The organism is Paenibacillus timonensis (assembly GCF_022427145.1).
Lineage (GTDB): Bacteria > Bacillota > Bacilli > Paenibacillales > Paenibacillaceae > Fontibacillus > Fontibacillus timonensis.
Genome location: NZ_JAKSXN010000001.1, coordinates 113,367 through 133,963 on the forward strand (window position 1 = coordinate 113,367; position 20,597 = coordinate 133,963).

20 protein-coding genes are annotated in these 20,597 nt (G+C 54.1%); 8 read left to right on the forward strand and 12 right to left on the reverse strand.

Going from position 1 to position 20,597, the window contains the following annotated elements:
* Positions 1-6: 6 nt before the first annotated feature.
* From MJ257_RS00570 to MJ257_RS00600, 7 genes are all read right to left on the reverse strand, one after another.
* Complete coding sequence (locus tag MJ257_RS00570) at positions 7-963, reverse strand: SDR family NAD(P)-dependent oxidoreductase (protein WP_240267444.1); 957 nt, start codon at positions 961-963, stop codon at positions 7-9.
* Between the two features lie 136 nt (positions 964-1,099).
* Positions 1,100-1,621, reverse strand: coding sequence for a TetR/AcrR family transcriptional regulator (locus MJ257_RS00575; RefSeq protein WP_240267445.1), 522 nt, complete (start codon positions 1,619-1,621; stop codon positions 1,100-1,102).
* 231 nt (positions 1,622-1,852) lie between these two features.
* Positions 1,853-2,899, reverse strand: coding sequence for an HD-GYP domain-containing protein (locus MJ257_RS00580; RefSeq protein WP_240267446.1), 1,047 nt, complete (start codon positions 2,897-2,899; stop codon positions 1,853-1,855).
* A 169-nt stretch (positions 2,900-3,068) separates the two neighbouring features.
* The gene (locus tag MJ257_RS00585) at positions 3,069-3,206 is read right to left on the reverse strand and encodes a hypothetical protein (protein WP_240267447.1); all 138 of its coding nucleotides are present in this window, start codon (positions 3,204-3,206) and stop codon (positions 3,069-3,071) included.
* A gap of 18 nt (positions 3,207-3,224) precedes the next feature.
* Entirely contained in the window at positions 3,225-4,394 is a 1,170-nt protein-coding gene (locus tag MJ257_RS00590) for a Ger(x)C family spore germination protein (RefSeq protein ID WP_240267448.1), read from the reverse strand.
* Positions 4,387-5,493, reverse strand: a complete 1,107-nt coding sequence (locus MJ257_RS00595; protein WP_240267449.1) for a GerAB/ArcD/ProY family transporter — start codon at positions 5,491-5,493, stop codon at positions 4,387-4,389. Before MJ257_RS00595 ends, MJ257_RS00590 begins: the two co-directional genes overlap by 8 nt.
* Entirely contained in the window at positions 5,490-7,058 is a 1,569-nt protein-coding gene (locus tag MJ257_RS00600; protein ID WP_240267450.1) for a spore germination protein, read from the reverse strand. Before MJ257_RS00600 ends, MJ257_RS00595 begins: the two co-directional genes overlap by 4 nt.
* 192 nt (positions 7,059-7,250) lie before the next feature.
* Here MJ257_RS00600 and MJ257_RS00605 point away from each other — a divergent pair, with 192 nt between their 5' ends.
* The 4 genes from MJ257_RS00605 to MJ257_RS00620 are packed head-to-tail and all read left to right on the forward strand — an operon-like array spanning position 7,251 to position 11,416.
* Positions 7,251-8,846, forward strand: a complete 1,596-nt coding sequence (locus MJ257_RS00605; RefSeq protein WP_240267451.1) for a spore germination protein — start codon at positions 7,251-7,253, stop codon at positions 8,844-8,846.
* A complete protein-coding gene (locus MJ257_RS00610) occupies positions 8,843-10,036 on the forward strand; it encodes a Ger(x)C family spore germination protein (RefSeq protein ID WP_240267452.1) in 1,194 nt (397 codons plus the stop codon). Before MJ257_RS00605 ends, MJ257_RS00610 begins: the two co-directional genes overlap by 4 nt.
* A 12-nt stretch (positions 10,037-10,048) precedes the next feature.
* Complete coding sequence (locus MJ257_RS00615; RefSeq protein WP_240267453.1) at positions 10,049-10,264, forward strand: hypothetical protein; 216 nt, start codon at positions 10,049-10,051, stop codon at positions 10,262-10,264.
* 24 nt (positions 10,265-10,288) lie between these two features.
* Complete coding sequence (locus tag MJ257_RS00620) at positions 10,289-11,416, forward strand: GerAB/ArcD/ProY family transporter (RefSeq protein WP_240267454.1); 1,128 nt, start codon at positions 10,289-10,291, stop codon at positions 11,414-11,416.
* A 3-nt stretch (positions 11,417-11,419) separates the two neighbouring features.
* Here MJ257_RS00620 and MJ257_RS00625 read toward each other — a convergent pair whose 3' ends face one another.
* The gene (locus MJ257_RS00625) at positions 11,420-12,196 is read right to left on the reverse strand and encodes an ABC transporter ATP-binding protein (protein WP_240267455.1); all 777 of its coding nucleotides are present in this window, start codon (positions 12,194-12,196) and stop codon (positions 11,420-11,422) included.
* Between the two features lie 143 nt (positions 12,197-12,339).
* Here MJ257_RS00625 and MJ257_RS00630 point away from each other — a divergent pair, with 143 nt between their 5' ends.
* The 3 genes from MJ257_RS00630 to MJ257_RS00640 all read left to right on the forward strand — a co-directional run bounded on the left by MJ257_RS00630 (position 12,340) and on the right by MJ257_RS00640 (position 15,045).
* Positions 12,340-13,179: a GNAT family N-acetyltransferase gene (locus MJ257_RS00630; RefSeq protein ID WP_240267456.1), complete on the forward strand. Its 840-nt coding sequence runs from the start codon at positions 12,340-12,342 to the stop codon at positions 13,177-13,179.
* A gap of 228 nt (positions 13,180-13,407) precedes the next feature.
* Positions 13,408-14,271, forward strand: a complete 864-nt coding sequence (locus tag MJ257_RS00635) for a class I SAM-dependent methyltransferase (protein WP_240267457.1) — start codon at positions 13,408-13,410, stop codon at positions 14,269-14,271.
* 3 nt (positions 14,272-14,274) lie between these two features.
* Positions 14,275-15,045, forward strand: a complete 771-nt coding sequence (locus MJ257_RS00640; RefSeq protein WP_240267458.1) for an RluA family pseudouridine synthase — start codon at positions 14,275-14,277, stop codon at positions 15,043-15,045.
* Between the two features lie 68 nt (positions 15,046-15,113).
* Here the strand turns inward: MJ257_RS00640 and MJ257_RS00645 are convergent, their stop codons facing one another.
* Together MJ257_RS00645 and MJ257_RS00650 are read right to left on the reverse strand one after the other, a co-directional pair.
* Entirely contained in the window at positions 15,114-15,524 is a 411-nt protein-coding gene (locus MJ257_RS00645) for a MarR family winged helix-turn-helix transcriptional regulator (RefSeq protein WP_240267459.1), read from the reverse strand.
* 120 nt (positions 15,525-15,644) lie between these two features.
* Positions 15,645-16,712 carry a branched-chain amino acid aminotransferase gene (locus MJ257_RS00650; protein WP_240267460.1) on the reverse strand — a complete coding sequence of 356 codons (1,068 nt, stop codon included), beginning with the start codon at positions 16,710-16,712 and terminating at the stop codon, positions 15,645-15,647.
* A gap of 146 nt (positions 16,713-16,858) precedes the next feature.
* On the opposite strand from MJ257_RS00650, the gene MJ257_RS00655 reads away from it, so the two are divergent.
* Complete coding sequence (locus tag MJ257_RS00655) at positions 16,859-17,734, forward strand: LysR substrate-binding domain-containing protein (RefSeq protein WP_240267461.1); 876 nt, start codon at positions 16,859-16,861, stop codon at positions 17,732-17,734.
* Between the two features lie 43 nt (positions 17,735-17,777).
* Here MJ257_RS00655 and MJ257_RS00660 read toward each other — a convergent pair whose 3' ends face one another.
* Both MJ257_RS00660 and gyrA read right to left on the reverse strand, forming a co-directional pair.
* On the reverse strand, positions 17,778-18,071 hold the full coding sequence (locus MJ257_RS00660) for an RNA polymerase alpha subunit C-terminal domain-containing protein (protein WP_240267462.1): 294 nt from the start codon (positions 18,069-18,071) through the stop codon (positions 17,778-17,780).
* 92 nt (positions 18,072-18,163) lie between these two features.
* Positions 18,164-20,596 (reverse strand): DNA gyrase subunit A, encoded by a 2,433-nt coding sequence (gene gyrA / locus MJ257_RS00665; protein WP_275693611.1) that lies wholly within the window; start codon positions 20,594-20,596, stop codon positions 18,164-18,166.
* Position 20,597 lies beyond the last annotated feature (1 nt).

Sequence of the window (20,597 nt, forward strand, 5' to 3'; positions counted from 1 at the left end):
GCCAAGTCACTTGCCTTTTTGCAACGCGGCGATGGTTTCAGCAATCCCGATCTCGAACGGCGTCGCCGGGATCGGTCCAATTCTCGATTCGTATTTCGCTCCGCTAAGGATAAAAGGGTCCTCCGTTAGGTACAGCATTTCTACGACTTCCTTCATGACCGGTTCAAACAGTCCGATAAGGGATAATCCCGCCCTCCCCAGGGGAATCACCGGTTTTCTGATTTCGGCGGCTTGCTGCGCGATTCGGACGATTTCCCGGCCGGAAATCGTACCGGCTCCCGGGATATGCCAGTTTTGGCCATATGCGAAGTCTCTGCGAGCCAGTTCAACGATCATCTTCGCCGCATCCGGCAAGTAGACAATTTCACGTGGCGTGCGCATATTGCCGATGAATACCGCAGGCTTACCCGCAGCGATCGCTTCGAGCGTCGAGCCAAGATACGAAGCCTGATTCGCCGTTGCACCATAATAATCCGGCAGCCTAGCGATCAGGGTAGGAACGTGGCGCCAACGGTCACTGAACAACATTTGCTCAAAAGCCAGCCTGATTTTCCCTTTCCGGGTATGGGGTTGTTTGGGATGATCCTCGGTGGCTTGGGCTCCAGTTCTTCGCCCATACGGATAAATGCCGTCAATCGCGACAACACGAGCCCCCAAACTACTGGCAGCTTCCATGACACTTTCCCCCAATGGGAGTAACTTGCTTACCATTTCGTGATACGGTACGTTTGCGCTGTGAATCAGGACGTCGGCTCCTCCCGCAGCTGCCTTGATGCTATCCGGCTGAAAGGCATCGCCGACAGCGATGGTCAGATGGGCGGGATGGCCCAGGTCTGCGGCCAGCTTCTCCAACCTTGATTGGGATCGCCCAAAAGCGACAGTTTCGATCCCCCGTCCTATCAACTCTGCCGTAATGGCTGCTCCCGTACCCCCGTTTGCTCCTAGAACGATTGCTTTTTGCACGCTCTTTCACTCCTCTTTTGTTAGTGATTGATCAATTACTAACTCTTGATATGAATATATCTTCTAGTTAGTGATTAGTCAATAACTATTTTTCACGGCATTTCGCCGCATTTCCATTCCCGATCGTCGCGTCGCTTTATTTCTCCATCAATTCCGGCATTCCAAGCGCAATCGAAACGTTGCAAAGCATCCCCCGCGCCAAAAACAGCAGGGTACGCCCTTCCGGATCCGCGATTCCCGCCTTGCGGAACGCTTCCAATACTATCGTTCGGACTTCACCGAGTCCCTGCCGCATCGCTTCCCGGATGGTATCCTCCTGAATCGTCTGTGCCTGCATTTGCAGCAGGATTTCATGGCGATGGGACAGCACGATTCGATCGTAAGCATCGATCAGCTCGGATTCCAGCCGTTCCGCCGGAAACGTAGCCACCACCTGGCGAAAAGCCTCGATAACCCTGCTCCAGGAAGCTTCCAAAGCTGCCAGCAACAAGGCTTCCTTACTGGCAAAGAAGCGGAAAATATACGGTTGGGATATTTGAATCCGTTCTGCAACCTGGGCCGTGGTAGCCCGAAAATATCCGATTTCGGCAAAGACCTCAATTGCTGCAGAAATGATCTCCGTCTTACGGTTTGCCGACGCGGCCGCGTCTCTAGCCATGCGGGTCTCCTCCTCGCTTAGATGTATTGATCAGTCAATAACTAAAATGACTATAGCTCACCCGCATAGGTATTGCAACTCACCAATCCGGTCTATACGCATAATCGTCTTAGCACGGGAGACACTACAAGCGGAAATTAGCGCAATGGGCTTAAGCGAACAATTTCAACAAAAAACAACCCGGTCTCCCGGACGGAGACGCTGGGTTGTTTCTTCATGCCCAAGTAAGTCCTAGACAAACACTTGCACTAACTCGATATGCCGCTCCCTCGACAAATCCCGGAATTGCCAGTCATCGATTTGCACCAGCGGTTTGAAGATGTCGGACGGGTTATTCCATACGATGGTCGCCATTTCGCCATTGCTGAGTTTGACTTTCTTGCCGATGAAATTCGGCAGGAGATTGGAAGTCAGCGCCTGAACCGCCTTTTCGTTCAGCTTGCCGAACCCCATCATGTAAATGTTCCGCAGGACGGTCAAGAGATCTTGCCGCGTTCCCGAAGCATCGGGAGAAGTCATCGCTATGTACTCGTTCGCTACCGCTACAATTTCGGCATAAGGATGAATTTTTTCTTTCCGGAGGCCGGCGGGATAGCCGGAGCCGTCTTCCCGTTCATGATGCTGAAGTGCGACGAGAGCCGTCACCTCTTCCCCTGACGACTTGCGAATGATCTCGTAACCGTAGGAGGTATGGCGGTTCATTTCTTCCCGTTCTTCCCCGATTAATTCCTGCTCGCGATTACGCAGGGATTGGCGGACCCGGCTCTTGCCGATATCATGCAAATAACCGGCTTTACTGATTTCATAACATTCGTTAGGCGAATGTCCAAGCCAAGTGGCGATGTAATAGGACAATAGGCCTACCTGAAGCGAATGATTATAAATATTAACGTCCTCTTCCGTGAAGGCGATCAAGAACGAAACGACGTCTTTATTCCGGTCAAGGACCTCAAGCATGGGCACCAAATGCTGCTCCACCATGTCTTGATTGAATTTCCCTGTCGTGAGAGCCTCTAAGAACAACGCCTGATAACCTTTTACCGTAAAATAAAAGTTATCGCGTAATCGCTGCGTGAAGCTAGGGTTCTTCCCGGAATTTAGGGCGTCTTCCCCTATGCGCAGTTCAATATCGACGTAATCGATACTCTGCCGGATCAACAGGGCGATTTCCTCCGTATGAATGCTTGTCCCCTTTGGAAGAACATGCAAACCGGCTCGGTTAAACACATCGGTTCTTAGCCGATCCCCTTCCTGAAGCTCCATGACGTGAGTTTTCATATGAATGCCCCTCCCTTCTTCATCTGCGCGCAAATCGCCGGAATTTCTATCTTTACCTATAAATATCGCGCAAATTTGGCAAGCCCTGAATAGTCCTAAAGGCGTGTTTTAAGTGAAGGCAATCCGCTCCTTCTTCGTTGGATACGGGCCAAAAGGCCCTTGGTTGGCGCTAACGTTTCCACGGTGGGTCTCCGTAACGGTGCAACGCTTGATTCATTGAATAGATCGTCCAGGGAATGACGGCCGTAAGTCCCGCGCAGATCCATGTCTTTGCGGTAGGAAGCCGGTCCAATAAAAGATCCCACATAGGCAAACCCTCCTTCGATTAATTGGTTTCCAGCGTTGAGCCGACAATGCGGACTTTGGTACGCACGTCAACAACGATATCGCATCGGATAAAATACCGCTCCCCCTGCTCCCAGTCGTCCTTGATTCCCTCCCAAACCGCGTGATGCCTGCGGTTCAGATACTCCCTTAACCCGAGAACATCCACCCCGTATTCCTGCTGTACCTTATTTAGGGTTCTTGAAGTCAATCGGGTTAACCGTTCCGCGGTTCTTTCTTCGATTTCCGCCAGTTGGCCGGGATGAAGCAGATCGATTCCCTCCTGGGTTTCCCCGACATTCCCCTCCATTTCGAGCCGGATGGTGAACCGGATCCGCTCCGGATTGGACACATCCGCTTGAATGGTGCGCCGCAAGCCCTTGATTTCGTAAGCCATGAAATGCTCATTCAAATGAAACTCCAGGACCCCGTCCTGGGCAGTTCCCCGGAGTACGTTGAGACCGGACGTTTCGTCGTCGTCAAGGAATCCCTTCAGCTTCTGGGAGCCGTCGAAAAGCGCTGCCCCGGAAACGGAAACCTCATCGTTCATTTTACGGATTACCGGGAGCGCAAAGCTGCTTTTGGACAGAGTAAAGCCTTGCACATCCCCGATACTGGTCGGAGGATAAATTCGGGAGCTCTTGGTGGGATTTAGCGCCGTGGATTCGAAATACATGACAGGCAGCTTCTCGTTTTTCGGATTCGTTTCCAGCAGTTTGCGCGCCTCCCCTTCGGTTACCATGATTTTTGTTGCTCTACGCATTTCATGATCGCGAAGAAACAGATCCAGCTCATTAGCGAGATCGCCGCTGGCGGCCATTTCCTCGGAGATCAGGATCATGCGCAAATGCTGCAAATAAGGGCTTCGGCTTGTTAAATATGACATATCCCTAGCCGCCGTAAACATCGTATTTGCCGATGAAGACAGGTTAAAGTAAGCAGCATTCCTACTTCCGTTTTTACTTCCACCCTCCTTGGCCTGCAATCCCCCGGGGATGACGAATTGAAACGTCAAAACATATTGGCCCTTCTCGGCTTCTTCATCCTCGGCGAGATCAATCCCGGCCCCGACCACAAAACCTCTTTCTTCAATTTCAGTGCGGTCCCAGCAACCGGTCGTTAATACGGCCAGGGATATCGCAAGCAACCATCCGCAGCGAACCCTACGCACGTCCCTTCACCCCCCGCATCATGGACAATAGCAGCAGAAGAGTTGGATAAATCATGCCGAGCCCGAGGCCGACATAACTGATCCATTCGCCGAATTGCCGAATTTCGATCAGATTTTGCGGCTGCATCACGACCAGATAGAGGAACGGGCCTAACCAGAACGCCAATGTCGTACGCTTCGCTTTCTTGAATATAGCCTCCAGAGCCTGCAAGGATACGTCAAAGGCCATCGCCGCCGTGTTGAACAGGGTGAGCACCCATACCGAAAAGAAGATCGATTCAAAACGCTCGAAGAAGCCGCCGGGAACCTCAACCTGCTTCGCCAGTTCCGCAGTAGGATAAAGCGTGTTGGCCGTTACCTCGAGACCAAAGACGCCAAGGGTGAAGAAAAACACGAGCAAGTAGAGCACCAAAGGAACCAGCATGCCGAATGTCGAGGCTTTAACGATTTTTTGGGGCTGATTGATCACCGCATTATAGAACAACAAAATCTCGAACCCAATAAAAGAAAAGACCGATTCCTTGGAAGCCAAGACCACATCCCGCCAATCGGTTACAAAAAACGGCATGAGATTATTAAACTCAAAGAAACTGATGTTCATGAGAAACAAGACAAACAACAGCAGGATCACGATCGGCAAAAATAAGGTATTCAAGCGAAACAGCGCTACGCTTGGTCCGGCTACGCCATAAATGAGAACCAGCAGGAATACCAGGCAAATGACTTCCACCGGGGTCCGGTCAAACAAGTAAATCCGGGAGATGCTGGCTACGCCCCGAGTTTCGTAGGCGACAAAGGTCAGCATATAGCAAGCAAACATCAACGTAAAAAGGACGGCCAACGGTTTCCCGATAACCGCGCCGGCTATGTCGTGCAGGTTCCGTTTCGGAAATCGGGATACTAACTTGGCAACCATCCAGGTAAACACCAAAGCGCCCAGTCCGCCGATGAGAATGGATACCCACCCGTCGACCGAACGCGTCGTTTCGACAATGGATCGGGGCAAGGTCAGCACGCCAAAGCCAATGACCATATTCGCGACCGAAGCGAATACTTCATAGGTTCCTACTTCCCGATCCCCGTACTCGAAGGATTTCATGGACCACTCCTCCTTTTCCCCATTCTGGAGTCGTCTTTGGTTTGCATAAATTGCGGCCGCTTCGACAGCATGGTATTAGGCGCCCGGATGATCATATCCCGCCAATCGCGATAGAAGCCGGGAGACAGCGGCGTCAAATAAGGCACCCCGAAACTTTGCAGCCTGGATAGGTGAATGCAGATCATGATCAACGTCAGAATGATGCCATAAAGGCCAAACACGGATGCCGCGATCATCGTAAGGAAACGCAAGATACGGAAGGCGATTCCCGCGCTGTAGGATGGAATCGCGAAGGAAGAGACAGCCGTCACCGCCACCACGATAACCATGATCGGACTCACGATTCCCGCCTGCACGGCGGCTTCGCCGATAACCAGGCCGCCTACGATCCCTATCGTTTGCCCGATGGGCTTCGGCAAGCGAACCCCGGCCTCCCGCAGCAATTCCAGTGTGAATTCCATCAAGAAAGCTTCGACTACGGCCGGAAAAGGGACCCCTTCCCGGGCAGCTGCGATCGAAAAGGCCAGCTTGGACGGAATCATCCCTTGATGAAACGAAACGAGCGCGATATACAGCGATGGAAACGTCAAGGAAATGACGACCGCCGTATAGCGCAGGATGCGAATCAAAGTTCCGATCAACCAACGCTCGTAATAGTCTTCCGGCGATTGCACGAGTGAAACGAACGTGGTTGGCATGATCAGCGCGAACGGAGTTCCGTCGAGCAAAATCACGACCTTGCCCTGCAGAATCGCGGAGGCGACTTTATCGGGGCGCTCCGTATGCAAAATCAGAGGAAACGGAGACAAGAAGCTGTCCTGGATCATCTGCTCGATCGTTCCGCTCTCCGGGGCATCGTCAATGTCGATCGTCTCCACTCTTCGCTTGACCTCTTGGATAAGGTCTGGATGCACGATGTTATCGATATAGGCGATAATCAGTTCTTTTTTGCCCCTTGCTCCGACCCGGTAAGTGTCAAATCGAAGCTTCGGGTCGCGAATCGCCCGGCGCAAGAGAATGACATTCGTTTCAATGCTTTCGTTGAAGCCTTCGCGCGGGCCGCGGACCAACGCTTCCGTTTGCGGCTCCTCGACGCTCCGCCCCGTCCATTTCTTGCTGCCGATCAATAGCACCTGGTCCAGGCCGTCGATAAACAACGCCGTATCCCCCGACAACACAGAGACCAGAATATCATCGAGCGATTGGGTCGTTTTATATTTTTGAACCGATAAAAATTGCTTGTTTAATAGACTAAACAGTTCCTTTCCGGACATCTTCACGGTATGCCCAATCGCGGAGAATGCCTGTTGCAAGGAGGGCACGATCTGTTCGTTGATCATATTCAAATCCGACAACCCCGCGATGCAAAGGATCGCGCATTGAGGGATTCCGTCTCCGCCGCTGACGAATCGGGTAACCAGATCGTCCGGAGCGTCCAGGATGCGGACGATTCTCGCAATCGCCTCATGAACGCTGCCGCCGAATTCGGCCGAGTTCATGGCTTCTCCCCGCGATGCTCCGTCCTCTCGAAGAAGAATTCGTTTGATTTGATGATTCCGGAACATAAATCTTGGCATAATGGCTCATCCCCAATTGTCTGATGATCTAGATGTCGTTACCCTTTATTACCAACTTGCTCCGAAAATAATCCCCTTTTCGTTTTTCATCGATCTCCCCCTGCAGGGGGAAAAAGAATAAATTTCCTGCGCATCGCGCATCATAACTGGGAATCATCGGTCGAGGAAGGAGGAAGTTCCATGCCTTTCATCAGAAAGCTGCAGCGCCGGAAGCTCTCCGGAGGGGGAACGTCCAGCAAGACTCCGGTTAATCCCCCAAGACATACGGATTCGCCCGGCCCCGCTACAGGCGAAAGCTTGTCGGCGCGGCTGAATTGGATGAAGCAGGAGCTCAAGGACAGCTCGGATATCATTTATCGGGAATTTACGATCAGCTCCGGGCAGCGCTGTGCTTTGGTCTATGTGCGCGGCATGATTGCGCAGGAAACGGCCCAGCAATTTATCGTAAGAAGCCTGCAGCGGGAATCCGCGCAGCTGCATGAGAAAGATATTTATCAACTCTTGTTCGAAGACGAGGCTTTAAGCGTATCCCAAGCTTCCGTAATAGATGACCTGAGTCAAGCGGTCCAGGCCGTGCTGAACGCCGGAGCATTGCTGCTGATCGACGGAGACACGCGGATGCTGACGTTCTCCATCTCGGCTTACCCGACGCGTGGAATCGACGAAGCACCTAACGAATCCGTCATTCGAGGTTCGAGGGAAGCTTTTATCGAGGATCTCGAGAAAAACTTGACGATGCTTCGCCGCCGAATCAAATCGAAGCATTTCAAGACACCAGCGATCAACAGAGGCCGGGAAACACGAACCAGTATCGTGTTGGCTTACGTCGAGGACGTTTGCAAGCCGGAATTGCTGAGAGAAATGAAGCGGCGACTATCCCACATCGACATGGACGGAGTACTTGGCTCGTCCTACTTGGAAGAAACTATCGAAGATAATCCTTATTCGCCGTTTCCGCAGATTCAGTACACGGAACGCCCCGACGTCGTCAGTGCGGCGTTGCTTGAGGGGCGAATTGCCATCCTCGTGGATGGTACACCGATCGTGCTGCTCGCTCCGGTGACGCTGCCCATGCTGCTTCAATCGGCCGAGGATTATTACCAGCGATATATCGCGGCCAACTGGATCCGCTGGATCCGTTATTTTTTCGTATTGGCTTCCTTAACGCTTCCATCGATTTATATCGCAGTCACTACGTTTCATCCGGAGATGATCCCGGCGCAGCTGCTTATCACGATTGCTGCTTCCCGAGAAATCGTCCCTTTTCCGGCGTTATGGGAAGCTTTTGCCATGGAGCTGGCGTTTGAAGCGCTCCGCGAGGCTTCGATCCGGATCCCCAAGTCGATCGGGCAAGCCGTGTCCATTATCGGGGCATTAATCATCGGCACGGCTGCGGTCCAAGCAGGCATCGTCTCGGCGGCAATGGTGATTATCGTGTCCTTGACGGGGATCGCTTCATTTATCATCCCTCATTTCGATTTAGGACTGGCTTTACGGCTGCTGCGTTTTCCGATCATGATCTTAGCTTCGATGTTCGGCCTATACGGCGTGACCTGCGGGTTGATTCTGATCTATATTCATCTGGTGAATTTGAGATCCTTCGGGGTACCTTACCTCTCCCCGATCGCTCCGCTCGTTACCGAGGATTTAGGCGATACGTTTCTTCGGGCTCCCTGGTGGAAAATGCACAAACGCCCGGTACAGCTCACGAACAACCAAGCCCGCCAAACCGAGGATCTACGGGCTTGGGTAAAGGAGAAAGGTGATTTGGAGTGACGAGAAACCATCGCGCTATCGTAACGGCAACGCTGGTGTTCTTGCTCTTCATTGGCGTAAGCGGTTGCTGGTCTGCCGAGGAGCTAAACAACCGCGCGTTCGTTAACACCGTGTTGATCGATCTGACGGAAGATGGACAGACGGAGCTAACCCTCGGAATTCCGCTGCCTAACCGGATGATTCCGGGACAGGCCGGCGGCACGGGCCAACCCCAAGGGGATCCGTTCAGCTTCGTGACGAAACGGGCGGATAACCTAAGCCATGCTTTAAATTTGATTCAAGCCGACCTGTCCCGCAACATCTCGTTCGGTCAAACCCGGATCATCGTGGTTGGCCGTAGACAGGCGGAGCAGGGCTTGGACAATGTCGTCGAATTCGTATTCCGCCAGCCGTCGTTCCGGCTCAGCGCGAGTCTCTTCGTAACGCCCGGCAACGTTAAAGAAATTACGCGTTCCCCGACGGTATTTGAGCGAATCCTTAGCGATATCCTGCGCAAATACGTCAACAATCATTTTACCTTGGACACGACCGTAAAGGATTTCAAGCTGGCGTTGTACCAAGGCGGGGATATTCTGATCCCTCTGCTTAATTTCGGGGAACTGCCGGGGGTGGCGATGGAGGACCCCAAGAAGAATCGCTGGATGGGTTCCGGCGGCGCGGCGATATTCAGCGGAGGAAAGATGGCGAAGATTGAGCTTACCCCCCCGGAGCATCGGACCGCACTGTGGATCAGCTCCCAGCTCAAAAATACGACGATCTCCATCTCCTCACCCAGCGATGAGAAGGAAATTAGTTTTTTCATCGAGGGAGTCAAGACGAGCATCAATCCGGTTGTTCGGGGCGATCAGCTCTCGTTTCGGGTCAAGAGCAACGCCAAAGCCTTCGTGGAAACGTCCCTCTCTCGCATCGATTTGAAGGACCCGAAAGTCCTTCAACAATTGGAGGAGATCCTCAATAAGAAAGTGGAAGAGGAATTCCTCGGCGTGCTGGCCAAGACCCGCCAAACCCGATCCGACGCTTTTATCATGAGCCAATACCTGGATTGGAGATATCCGAAAATTTGGCATTCGATGCGGGACCAATGGAAAAATTTCTACGCCAAAGAACTCCCCATTGAAGTTGATGTTGAAATCCAACTCAACCCTACGGGCGGCGTTTATCGTTCGGTCGTTCAAGAAACCAATAGATAGCGAGGGATAGGCGTGTTCTGGATTGGTATCCTGTTTACGCTGATTATGCTGGCAGACTGGTTTATGCAAAAAAAAGAGGGGGTCAAGCTGCGGACCCGAATGACCGTACTGCTCGTCTCAATCTGTTTTTTCATTACCTCTGAAGTCGTATTTAAATTAAAAGACCAGTGGAATCTCCCCGTCTTATTCCGCTATTTAAGTGAGACGATGTTAGGCAGATTGTTTTGATACGGGCAATAGGAGGCGGAAAGCATGCTCAAAAACATTACTTCTAATCAGGTATTCACGCTTTACAGCTTACAGCTCTTCACCACGGTCATCGCCTTTTATTCGGGGATGCTGATCGGGGGAAGCAAATATTCCACTCCGGTAGCCATCTTGCTGGGCGGCCTCCTAGGCTTGGTGTTAGCCTATCCGGCTTACAAGGTCGGCTCCTCCCGCCCTGACGAGTTCCTCGTGCAATATGGGAGCAAACTGGTGGGCCGCCCCCTTCATATCTTTTTCATCCTCTACCTCCTGCTGACCCATCTCTTCCTCGCCGCCCTCGATTTAAGAGAGCTCACCGACTTTTTGCTCTCGGAGTATTTGATCGGTACGCCGGGGTGGGCCGTCGTAGCCATCTTCGGGGTTTGCGTCTCCTATGCCGTACGTTGCGGCATCTCGACGATATTCCGGACGGCGGAAGGCTTCTTTCTCCTCTTTGCGGTCGCCTTCTTCTTTTTTCCGTTCATCGGGTTCCAGGAGATGGAGTTGGATATGTTTAACGCTTTGTTTACTCACTTATCGATGCAAGAAATGTGGCCCAGCATTTTTGAAACCATGGCCATTTTTGGGGAGATGGCCTTCTTGTTTTTGCTTTTCCCTTATTTAAAAGCGCCGATAAGGGTGTACCGCACCCTCTTTTGGGCCACAGGCACTTCGCTTATGTTCATCTTGTTGCATCTTATTCCGGTTTTGCTGACCTTTGGGCCGAACCTGGGGGCCAATCTGATGTACCCTGACATGGAACTGGTGCGATTCATTCGCGTCGGCTCGTTTATCGAAACGATGGATCCGATCTTAATCATCCTGTGGTTAACCAGCATCTTCGTGAAGATTTCGTTTATTGTGTTTACGGCGGTCATATGCCTTGCCCAACTGACCGGCGTTAAAGACCATAAGCCTTTTACCTTGCCGGTTGTTGCCTTTGTATCCATCTACGCCTTATCCATCGCCAGAACCCCGCCGGAAATCTATCAATTTTTGACCCGGGACTGTTTGCCGCTTTTGTACATCGCCGAATTTCTTATTCCGGCCATTTATTGGCTGATGGGAGCCATACGCATGAAGTCTCCAGCCTCTAAAACGACGAAACCCACCGAGAGAACCCCGGCGGGTTAAGGCTTATTTCGTTGACAACCAAGCCCGTTCCTGATTCCATCGCAAGGCGACCGGCGTTTCGAAGAAGTCGGACAACCCCGTCTCGTTCAGGACTTCGGCCGTTTTCCCTTGCGAATAGACCTCGCCTCGCCGAAGCAGCAAGGTTTGGCTAAATATCGGCAAGATTTCCTCGGTATGGTGCGTCACATACAGCATGTGCGGCGTACCGGGTTCGGCGGCCAGTTGCGCGATGCTTTCCAGCAGCCCCTCCCGGGAGATGAAATCCAACCCGTTAGTCGCTTCATCCAAAATGAGCAGCTTCGGGGAAGCCATTAACGCCCGGGCGATCAACAGCTTTTGTTGCTCCCCCTGGGAGCAGGTCTGGTAGGTGCGGCCTTGCAAATGGCTGCAACGCAGCTGACTCATCAAGGCAGCGGCCCGGTCATAGTCCTCAGAACTCGGCTTCTCGTAGAGTCCGATCGATGCAAACTTGCCGCTTACGACGAGATCCTCGGCCTTCTGCTCCCCGTGCAGCCTGGACTGCATCGAAGAACTGACCCACCCGATCGTTTTGCGCAGCTCCCGCAAATCTACCTCGCCAAACCGGTTCCCCAGTACGCTAATCTCGCCGGACGTCGGCCAGAGATAGCCGCTAATCATGTTCAGCAGCGTCGTTTTGCCGGAACCGTTTAAGCCCAACATCGCCCAATGCTCGCCCTCCCGGACCGTCCAATCGATGCCGTTCAAAACCGCTTTTCCTTCTCGGAACCAAGTCACCTGGTTCATCTCAATGATATTCATCACGATTACCTCCGAAAGAAGTAGGTTTGCAGTACTCTCAAGCTACCCCCGTCTCTACGGTTTGTCAAGCGCGACGGCGATGATTTTTGCGTGCCAATTCACCACCGATCAGCTAGAATACTAGTGAAAGGAAGTGAGGCATCATGCATCCAACATGGACTTGGGCTGACGTGGAAGCCCTCCAACGCCTCGTCGAGCAGCACGACGGCGTTGCTTTGAAGTTGAATTGGGATACGCTCCATGCCCGTAAGGAAGATAGTGCGGCAGATCTGGTGGAGTTCCGCGAGGGTCAGTTGATTGCCTTCCTGGGGCTGTATCCGTTCGGAAGCACGCTGGAGGTGTGCGGCATGGTTCATCCGGATTACCGCAGACAAGGCATTTTTACCTCGCTGCTACGACGCGGGCTGAATTCGGCTACCGTGGTTTCGTATTCGACGATTCTACTGAATGCCCCCGGCAACTCGGAACCGGGAAAACAATTCCTGACAACCTATCCTTGCCGTTTCGACTTCAGCGAATATCAGATGAAGTATGCCCAGGAAGCCGTTTCGGCGGACTCGTCCCCAAGTGCGGTCCAGGTCACGCTTCGTCAAGCCGAGGAAGCGGATCGACCGCTGCTCGCTCGCCTCGACCAAGAAGGATTTGGCCTCACCGCGGAGGATACCCGGCAATTTTACGAAACGTTGAACGAGGATGAGATTCGTCAGAACGAACTGATCGTTCACGAGGACGAAGCAGTCGGTAAAATCCGCGTTTCCCGCCGTGCGAAGGAGGCTTGGATCTACGGTTTCGTCGTAACGGCATCGTGCCGGGGACAAGGGATCGGCGGCAAGGCCCTGCGTCTGGTTGTATCTCGTGAGGAGGCTGCCGGCAACGATGTCTGGCTAGAAGTGGCGTTGAACAATCCCCAAGCCAAAAAACTGTACGAACAAGCCGGTTTTCGGGTATGCCGCTCCCAGGACTATTACGCTTATTTGCGATAATCCTCGAAAATGAAAGACCGCAGGTTCCTCCTTTAAGGAATCCTGCGGTCTTTGTTAATATAGGCAAACGGGCCTGATCCAACTTGAGGTAATATTCATGCAGAAGTTTTCGCCAAGAAGGTGGCATGCGGATAGAAAAATAAGGTACAATAACTACCGAATCAACAGAACCCATGGAAATGCCCGAACGGGCAGGCCGCATGAGGCGGCGGAAGGAAGGATCAACACATGTACGTAGCTAATGATTGGCAAGATTATGAAGTTATGGACACCGGAAACGGGGAAAAGCTGGAGCGCTGGGGAGACGTCGTTTTGCGCCGCCCCGACCCGCAGATCATCTGGCCGATTGCCGATGAAGACCGCAAGTGGCGCGAGGTGCACGGCCATTACCACCGCAGCTCCGCCGGCGGCGGACAATGGGAAATGAAGAAGCAGCTTCCCGACCGTTGGACGATTTCCTACGACCGGCTGAAATTTTATATTCGCCCTACCAATTTCAAGCATACCGGATTGTTTCCGGAACAAGCGGCGAACTGGCGCTGGATGATGGACAAGATCGCCGGCGCAGGACGGCCCGTTCAGGTGCTGAACCTGTTCGCTTATACCGGAGGTGCAACCGTAGCCGCGGCTTCGGCCGGCGCTTCGGTCGTTCACGTCGACGCCGCCAAGGGAATGGTTCAATGGGCCAAAGAGAACCTGGCGCTCTCCGGGCTGGCCGACCGTCCCGTTCGCTTTATCACGGACGACGTGTTCAAATTCGTGCAGCGCGAGCAGCGCCGCGGCAACCGCTACGACGCAATTATCATGGATCCGCCTTCGTACGGACGCGGTCCCGGCGGTGAGATGTGGAAGCTGGAGACCAGCCTTTACCCGTTTGTGGAGTCCTGTTTGTCGATCCTGTCGGACAAGCCGCTCTTTTTCCTGATCAACTCCTATACGACCGGCATTTCCCCGACCGTCTTGCACAACATTCTCTCGATGACGGTGAAGCGGCGTTACGGCGGACGAATCTCGGCAGGCGAACTGGGACTTCCGATCACTCGTACGGGACTTCATCTCCCCTGCGGCATTCTCGGACGCTGGGAGGAATAAGCGATGGATTCCGGAGCCAAGCGGACCTCGGGACAGCCGGCGATGGCGATCCTCTACGAGGACAACCACCTGCTCGGGATCGAGAAACCGGTGAACATTCCGTCCCAGGAGGATGCGAGCGGCGACCCCGATCTGCTGAATCTGCTGAAGGCGGATATTAAGGAGCGGTACGGCAAGCCCGGCAACGTGTATCTCGGGCTTGTCCACCGGCTGGACCGTCCCGTCGGCGGCGCCATGATCTTTGCCAAGACGTCAAAAGCCGCTTCGCGGCTGGCGGAAACGGTGCGAAGCCGCCGGTTCAGCAAAACGTATGTCGCCGTCGTGCACGGGACACCCTCGCAGCAGCAAGGCCGCTTAACTCATACGCTGCTTAAGGACGAGCGCACCAACACGGTCTCCGTCGTTCCTGCCGGGACGCCGGGCGGGAAAGAGGCTCGGCTCGATTACAGGGTGCTCGGCAGCTCCGCAGCGGAACGGCTCAGCCTCGTGCAGGTGGAGTTGCATACCGGGCGACCGCACCAGATCCGCGTACAAATGAGCCAAATCGGCTGTCCCTTGTACGGCGACCAGAAATACGGGGCGACGTTGAATAAGCCGGGCCAGCAAATCGCGCTGTGGTCATTGTACGTCGGTTTCCCGCACCCGGTAACCAAGGAACCGGTTGACCTGGTTTCCCTCCCGCCGCGCGCGTATCCCTGGGACCTGTGGGAGGACGGATTGTATACCCGGCTAGCAGCTCTATTGCAGGCCGGGGAGAACGGGATGGAAATGTAAAGAGGCGGGACGTCTGAAGCTGAATGATCAGCTCACCAGAGGTCCCGCCTTTTCGTTGATACCGTCCCTTATTTCGTTCCGGAGATTTTGCCCAGCAAAAAAACCAGCAGTTGTTGATTATGAGTGGAAATGCGGTCTAATACGCCGCTTAGATACGCGTTCCGAACCGCAATGCCCCGCTCGACTTCCGTTTGTCCTTTATCCGTGATCGACACCCAAACGTTGCGTCGGTCGTTCTCGTCCCGGTCGCGGCGGATCAACTCGCCCCGCTCCATCCGGTCCAGCAGCATGGTCACGGCGGCCGGCGTTGTAGAGAGAAACGGGATCAAATCGGACGGTTTCAGATTGCCCTGCTGCTCCAGCAGCTCCAGAACGGTCAATTGCGACGTCGTTAGCGTTGGAGCCAGCTCCTCTTCCATGTGGGCCTGATAATCCTTCACGATGAGATCCAGCAATCTGGCAAATTCAGCGGTATGCAATCTTATCCCTCCTTGCCTTACATCACCACTTGGATAATTCGCTGCTTCCTTGGCAAATTCCTGCTGGCTTTGCGCAATTATCCGGGCGTTAACGGCTCTAGAGGCAAGACTAGCTTTACATTAATGGACAGGATACCGCCATCCGAACGAATCTTCACGTTCCCCGCGCTGAATTCCCGTCAGCGTGTCGTACAATTTGGCCGACAATTCCCCGGTTTCGCCTCCGGCAATCACGATGTCGCGCCCTTCCCAGGTCATGCTGCCGATTGGGGAGATCACCGCCGCAGTGCCGGTGCCAAACGCTTCTTCGAGCCGACCTTCGCGATGAGCCTCGAACAGTTCCTCCACCGAGATCCGCCGTTCGTTGACCGACACGCCCCATTCGCGGAGCAAACGAAGGACCGAATCGCGCGTTACGCCGGCCAGAATGCTGCCGTTCAGCTCCGGCGTGACCACTTTTCCGTCGATTTTAAAGAACACGTTCATGCTGCCAACTTCCTCAATATACCGCTTTTCGATTCCGTCGAGCCAAAGCACCTGCGAATAGCCCTGCGATTTGACGTCTTCTTGCGCTTTGATTCCTGCCGCATAATTGCCGGAGGTTTTGGCTTCCCCGGTCCCGCCGCGAACTGCCCGAACGTACCGGTCCTCTACGTAGATGCGTACCGGATGAATCCCCTCCGGATAATAAGCCCCGACCGGCGACAAGATGACGATCAACCGGTACTCTTGGGCCGCCCGCACCCCAAGCCCCGCCTCGGTTGCGATAATAAAAGGGCGGATGTACATGGAGTTGCCTTCACCCTCCGGCATCCACTCTTCCTCCAGCAAAAGCAAACGGCAAATGCCCTCAAGCACTTCCTCCGGATCTACCTGAGGAATACCGATACGCGAGCACGACTGGTTCAACCGACGCAAATTCATGTCGGGCCGGAACAACACGAGTTCGCCTTGCGGTGTTCGGTACGCCTTCATTCCTTCAAAAACCTCTTGCCCGTAATGAAACACCATCGCCGATGGATCCAGCGAAATCGGGCCGTACGGAACAATGCGCGGATCGTGCCAGCCTTGACCGGCCGAATAATCCATCAGCAGCATATGATCGGTAAAATATTTGCCAAAACCCAGCCGATCGGCGGAAGGTTTCGTTTTTTTGACGGCAGTTAACGTGATGGGCCATTTTTCCATGGTTCATTTCCTCTTTTCCAAGTCTCAATTATACGAATCGCTTGTTTTCCTGCTTTCACTATACCGATTCTTCGTTCATTGATCAATAACATAGTTTCGATTATAATCATTGACAATATCTATGAAATGAGGAGGGAGAATCCAGGATGGAGCATCGACTGTTGGAGTATTTTATCGCCGTCGGAGAGGATTTGCATTTCACCAGAGCCGCCGAAAGGCTAGGGATTTCCCAGCCCACCTTAAGCCACCAGATTCGCTTGCTGGAACAGGAGCTCGGAACCGCCCTGATCAGCCGTATCGGCAAAAAGAACTATCTGACCCAAGCCGGATCCATCCTGCTGGAACATGCCCGCCGGGTCGTTTACGAAGTGGAGCAGGCCAAATTGGAAATCGGTCAAATCAGCGGCGTGCAACGGGGCCACCTCCGCATTGGCTGCTCCGGCAACCACCTGCTGGAAAACAAGCTGATCTCTTTCCATCGCCAGCACCCCAGCATCGAGCTGACGGTGCTGGAACTGGCCACCGAGGAAACCCAGGCCGGCCTGCTCGCCAATCAGCTCGATCTCGGCGTGGTGTTTCTGCCGCTCCAGGACGAGCAAATCGTCAGCCGCCCGCTGTACGACGAAGAGCTGGCGTTGGCCGTCTCCAACCTGCACGCCTATGCGGAGCTGCCCGAGGTTACGCTGGAGCAGGTAGCCCGGCTCCCGCTCGTCTTATTTCCGCCGAAGTTTTACGTTCGGCAATTGCTCGATACGGCCTGCGCCGATCAGGGGATCGAGATCCGGCCGGTCATGGAGCTGTCGACGATGGAATCGCAGGTGCAGATGGTTCACCATCATGTCGGGGGAACCGTGCTGCCCAGCTCTTATGCCCGCACGCTGACCGGGACGAACCGCCGCGGCGGAATCGCCGTCGTCCCGCTGGCGGAGCCCGTGCCGCGCAAAAACGTCGGCTTGGTTTACCGCAACAGCACGTACATGGACCCTACGCTTCAGGCGTTTATCCGCCATTTGACGGATTAAGCCGCAGATTCGTCGCTATCATACGCCAACGAAGATTCAGGCCTTAGCTTTTAAATCTGAAACCTTTCGCGTGCAAAGCCTCCCTAAGCTTAGGGATGGAAGACGGCCCCATGCCGTGGAATTGCAGTACCTCCTGCTCGCTAAGCCCGGCTAGCTTCTCCAAAGTCGTCACGCCATTCGCTTCCAAGGCCCGTCTAGCCGGCGCGGATAACCGCAATAGGAAGTCCGCTTCCGGTTTGCGCTCCTGCTCGCAGGCAGGACAAGTCGGACAATCGCTGCTTTTGTAGTACGTGTGCCCCTTCGGGCAAATCCTTCGCGTTTTTGCTCGTTCCGTCATCGTTCGATTCCATCCCTTCGCCGTTGATTTTTAAGAAGATTTAAAAAACTCCGGGAAAGTCTAATGCGCTCGCCCGGAGTTAGTTACACCTCTCATTCTCTGACGAAAAGATCAACGATCTCGTCGTTTTTGCCCATGTGCATCAGCGCTTTCCCGATCGATTTCCGGTCGGCTAACGGAGCCTCCTCCGAGCTGAAAGCGTGCATCTGCCCTTCCTTCGTGACCGCCTGCAGCAGGACCGGCTCCTTGCAATGAATGCCGCCGATCAAGCGGCTGCCGTTCGGCTTGACGCGTTTGCCTTCCTTGAATTCGAACGTCTGCACCCCTTTGCCGCCCCGGCTTTGGAGCGGATAATCCAGCAGCAGGCTTCGCTTACCGTAGGCCAGATCCGACAAGACGAGAACTTCGCCTTCCTCGCCTTCGACCCAAAGCGCGGCGACAACCTCGTCGTCGTCCTTCAGATTAATCCCGCGTACCCCTGCGGAAACGCGGCCCATCGGGTTCACTTCGTCTTCGGCGAACCGGATCGCCATCCCCTGCTTCGTCAGCAGCAAGACCTCTTGATTGTTCCGACTGACGGTGACGCTCAGCACTTCATCGCCGTCGCCTACTTTGCAGGCGGCGATCGCGCCGGAGCGCTTCGTCTCGTATTCTTTCAATTCCGTCCGCTTCACCTGGCCGTTCTTCGTGACGAACACCAGACTTAGCTCCGGATTCTCATCGAAGCCTCTTACCGGAACGACGCTGATCATGCGGTCTTCCTTGGCAAGCGGAATCACGTTGACGATCGCGGTCCCGTTGTCCTTCCATTTGAACTCCGGAATCTGGTGGACCGGCAAGAGGAAGTATTGGCCCCGCTGCGTAAAGATCAGCAGATTTTGCAACGTATCCAGCTCAAGCAAATGCTTGATGTAGTCGCCTTCCTTGACCCCGGAGCTGTCCCGCTCCCCGCCGGATCGGGTAAACGACAGCATGCTGGTGCGCTTGATGTATCCCTCGTTCGAAATCGTGACCAGCACGTCCTCCTGGGCAACCAGCACTTCAAGGTTGACCTTGAGCTCCTCAACCTCGTCCTGAATATGCGAGCGGCGGTCGATCCCGTACTTATCGCGGATCTCGATCAGCTCTTTCTTGATCAAAGCGATCAATTTCTTATCGCTTTCCAGAATGCCGCGCAGAACCGTGATCTTCTTCTGGATGTCCTCCAGCTCTTTTTGCAGCGTCGTAATTTCAAGATTCGTCAAACGATACAGCTGCAACGTCAAAATCGCATCCGCTTGGCGTTCGGTGAACCCGAACATCCATTGCAGGTTGTTTTGGGCATCCTGACGGTTCTTGGACGCTTTGATCGCCGCGATGACCTCATCCAAAATGTTGAGCGCTTTGACCAAGCCCTCCAAGACGTGCGCGCGGTCCTCCAGCTTCTCCAGCTCATATTGCGTCCGGTACGTGACGACCTCGCGCTGGTGGGCAATGTAGGCTTCGAGCATCGCCTTGAGGCCCAACAGGCGCGGCGCCTTGTTGACGATCGCCACCATGTTGAAGTTGTAGGTGACCTGCAGGTCGGTTTTTTTCAGTAAATACGCCAAAATCCCCTGCGCGTCCGCATCCTTCTTCAGCTCGACGACGATGCGCAGCCCGTTCCGTCCGCTTTCGTCGCGAACCTCGGCGATGCCGTCCACCTTTTTCTCCAGGCGGATATTCTCCATCGCCGTGACGAGACGGGATTTGACCACCTGATAAGGAATTTCGGTGATGACGATCTGCTGCTTCCCGCCGCGAAGCGTCTCGATTTCCGTTTTAGAACGCAGATAAATCCGGCCCTTTCCGGTCTGATACGCTTCCTGAATGCCTTCTTCGCCCATGATGATGCCGCCCGTCGGAAAATCCGGTCCTTTGACGAACAAACGGATTTCCTCCAGCGTCATTTCGGGTTTCTCCATCAAGGCGATGCAGGCGTCAATCACTTCACGCAGGTTATGCGGAGGAATTTCCGTCGCAAACCCTGCGGAAATCCCGCTGGCCCCGTTGACCAGGAGGTTCGGAAAACGCGCCGGCAGCACGACGGGCTCCTTCGCCGTGTTGTCGAAGTTGTCTTTGAACGGTACGGTACGTTTCTCGATGTCGCGAAGCAGCTCCATGGCGATCGCCGACAAGCGCGCCTCGGTATACCGCATTGCCGCTGCCGGGTCATCGTCCTGCGAGCCCCAGTTGCCATGGCCGTCGATGAGCGTATGGCCCATTTTCCACGGCTGAGCCATCCGCACCATGCCCTCGTAAATCGAGGAATCCCCGTGCGGATGATAGTTGCCCATCACGTCCCCGACGGTTTTGGCCGATTTGCGGTACGGCTTGTCCGGCGTATTGCCGGAATCGTACATCGCGTACAAAATCCGCCGTTGCACCGGCTTCAACCCGTCGCGAATATCGGGAATCGCCCGGTCCTGAATAATGTATTTGGAATACCGGCCAAAGCGGTCGCCTACAACCTCTTCGAGAAACGCCGGCAAAAAGTTTTCAAGCATG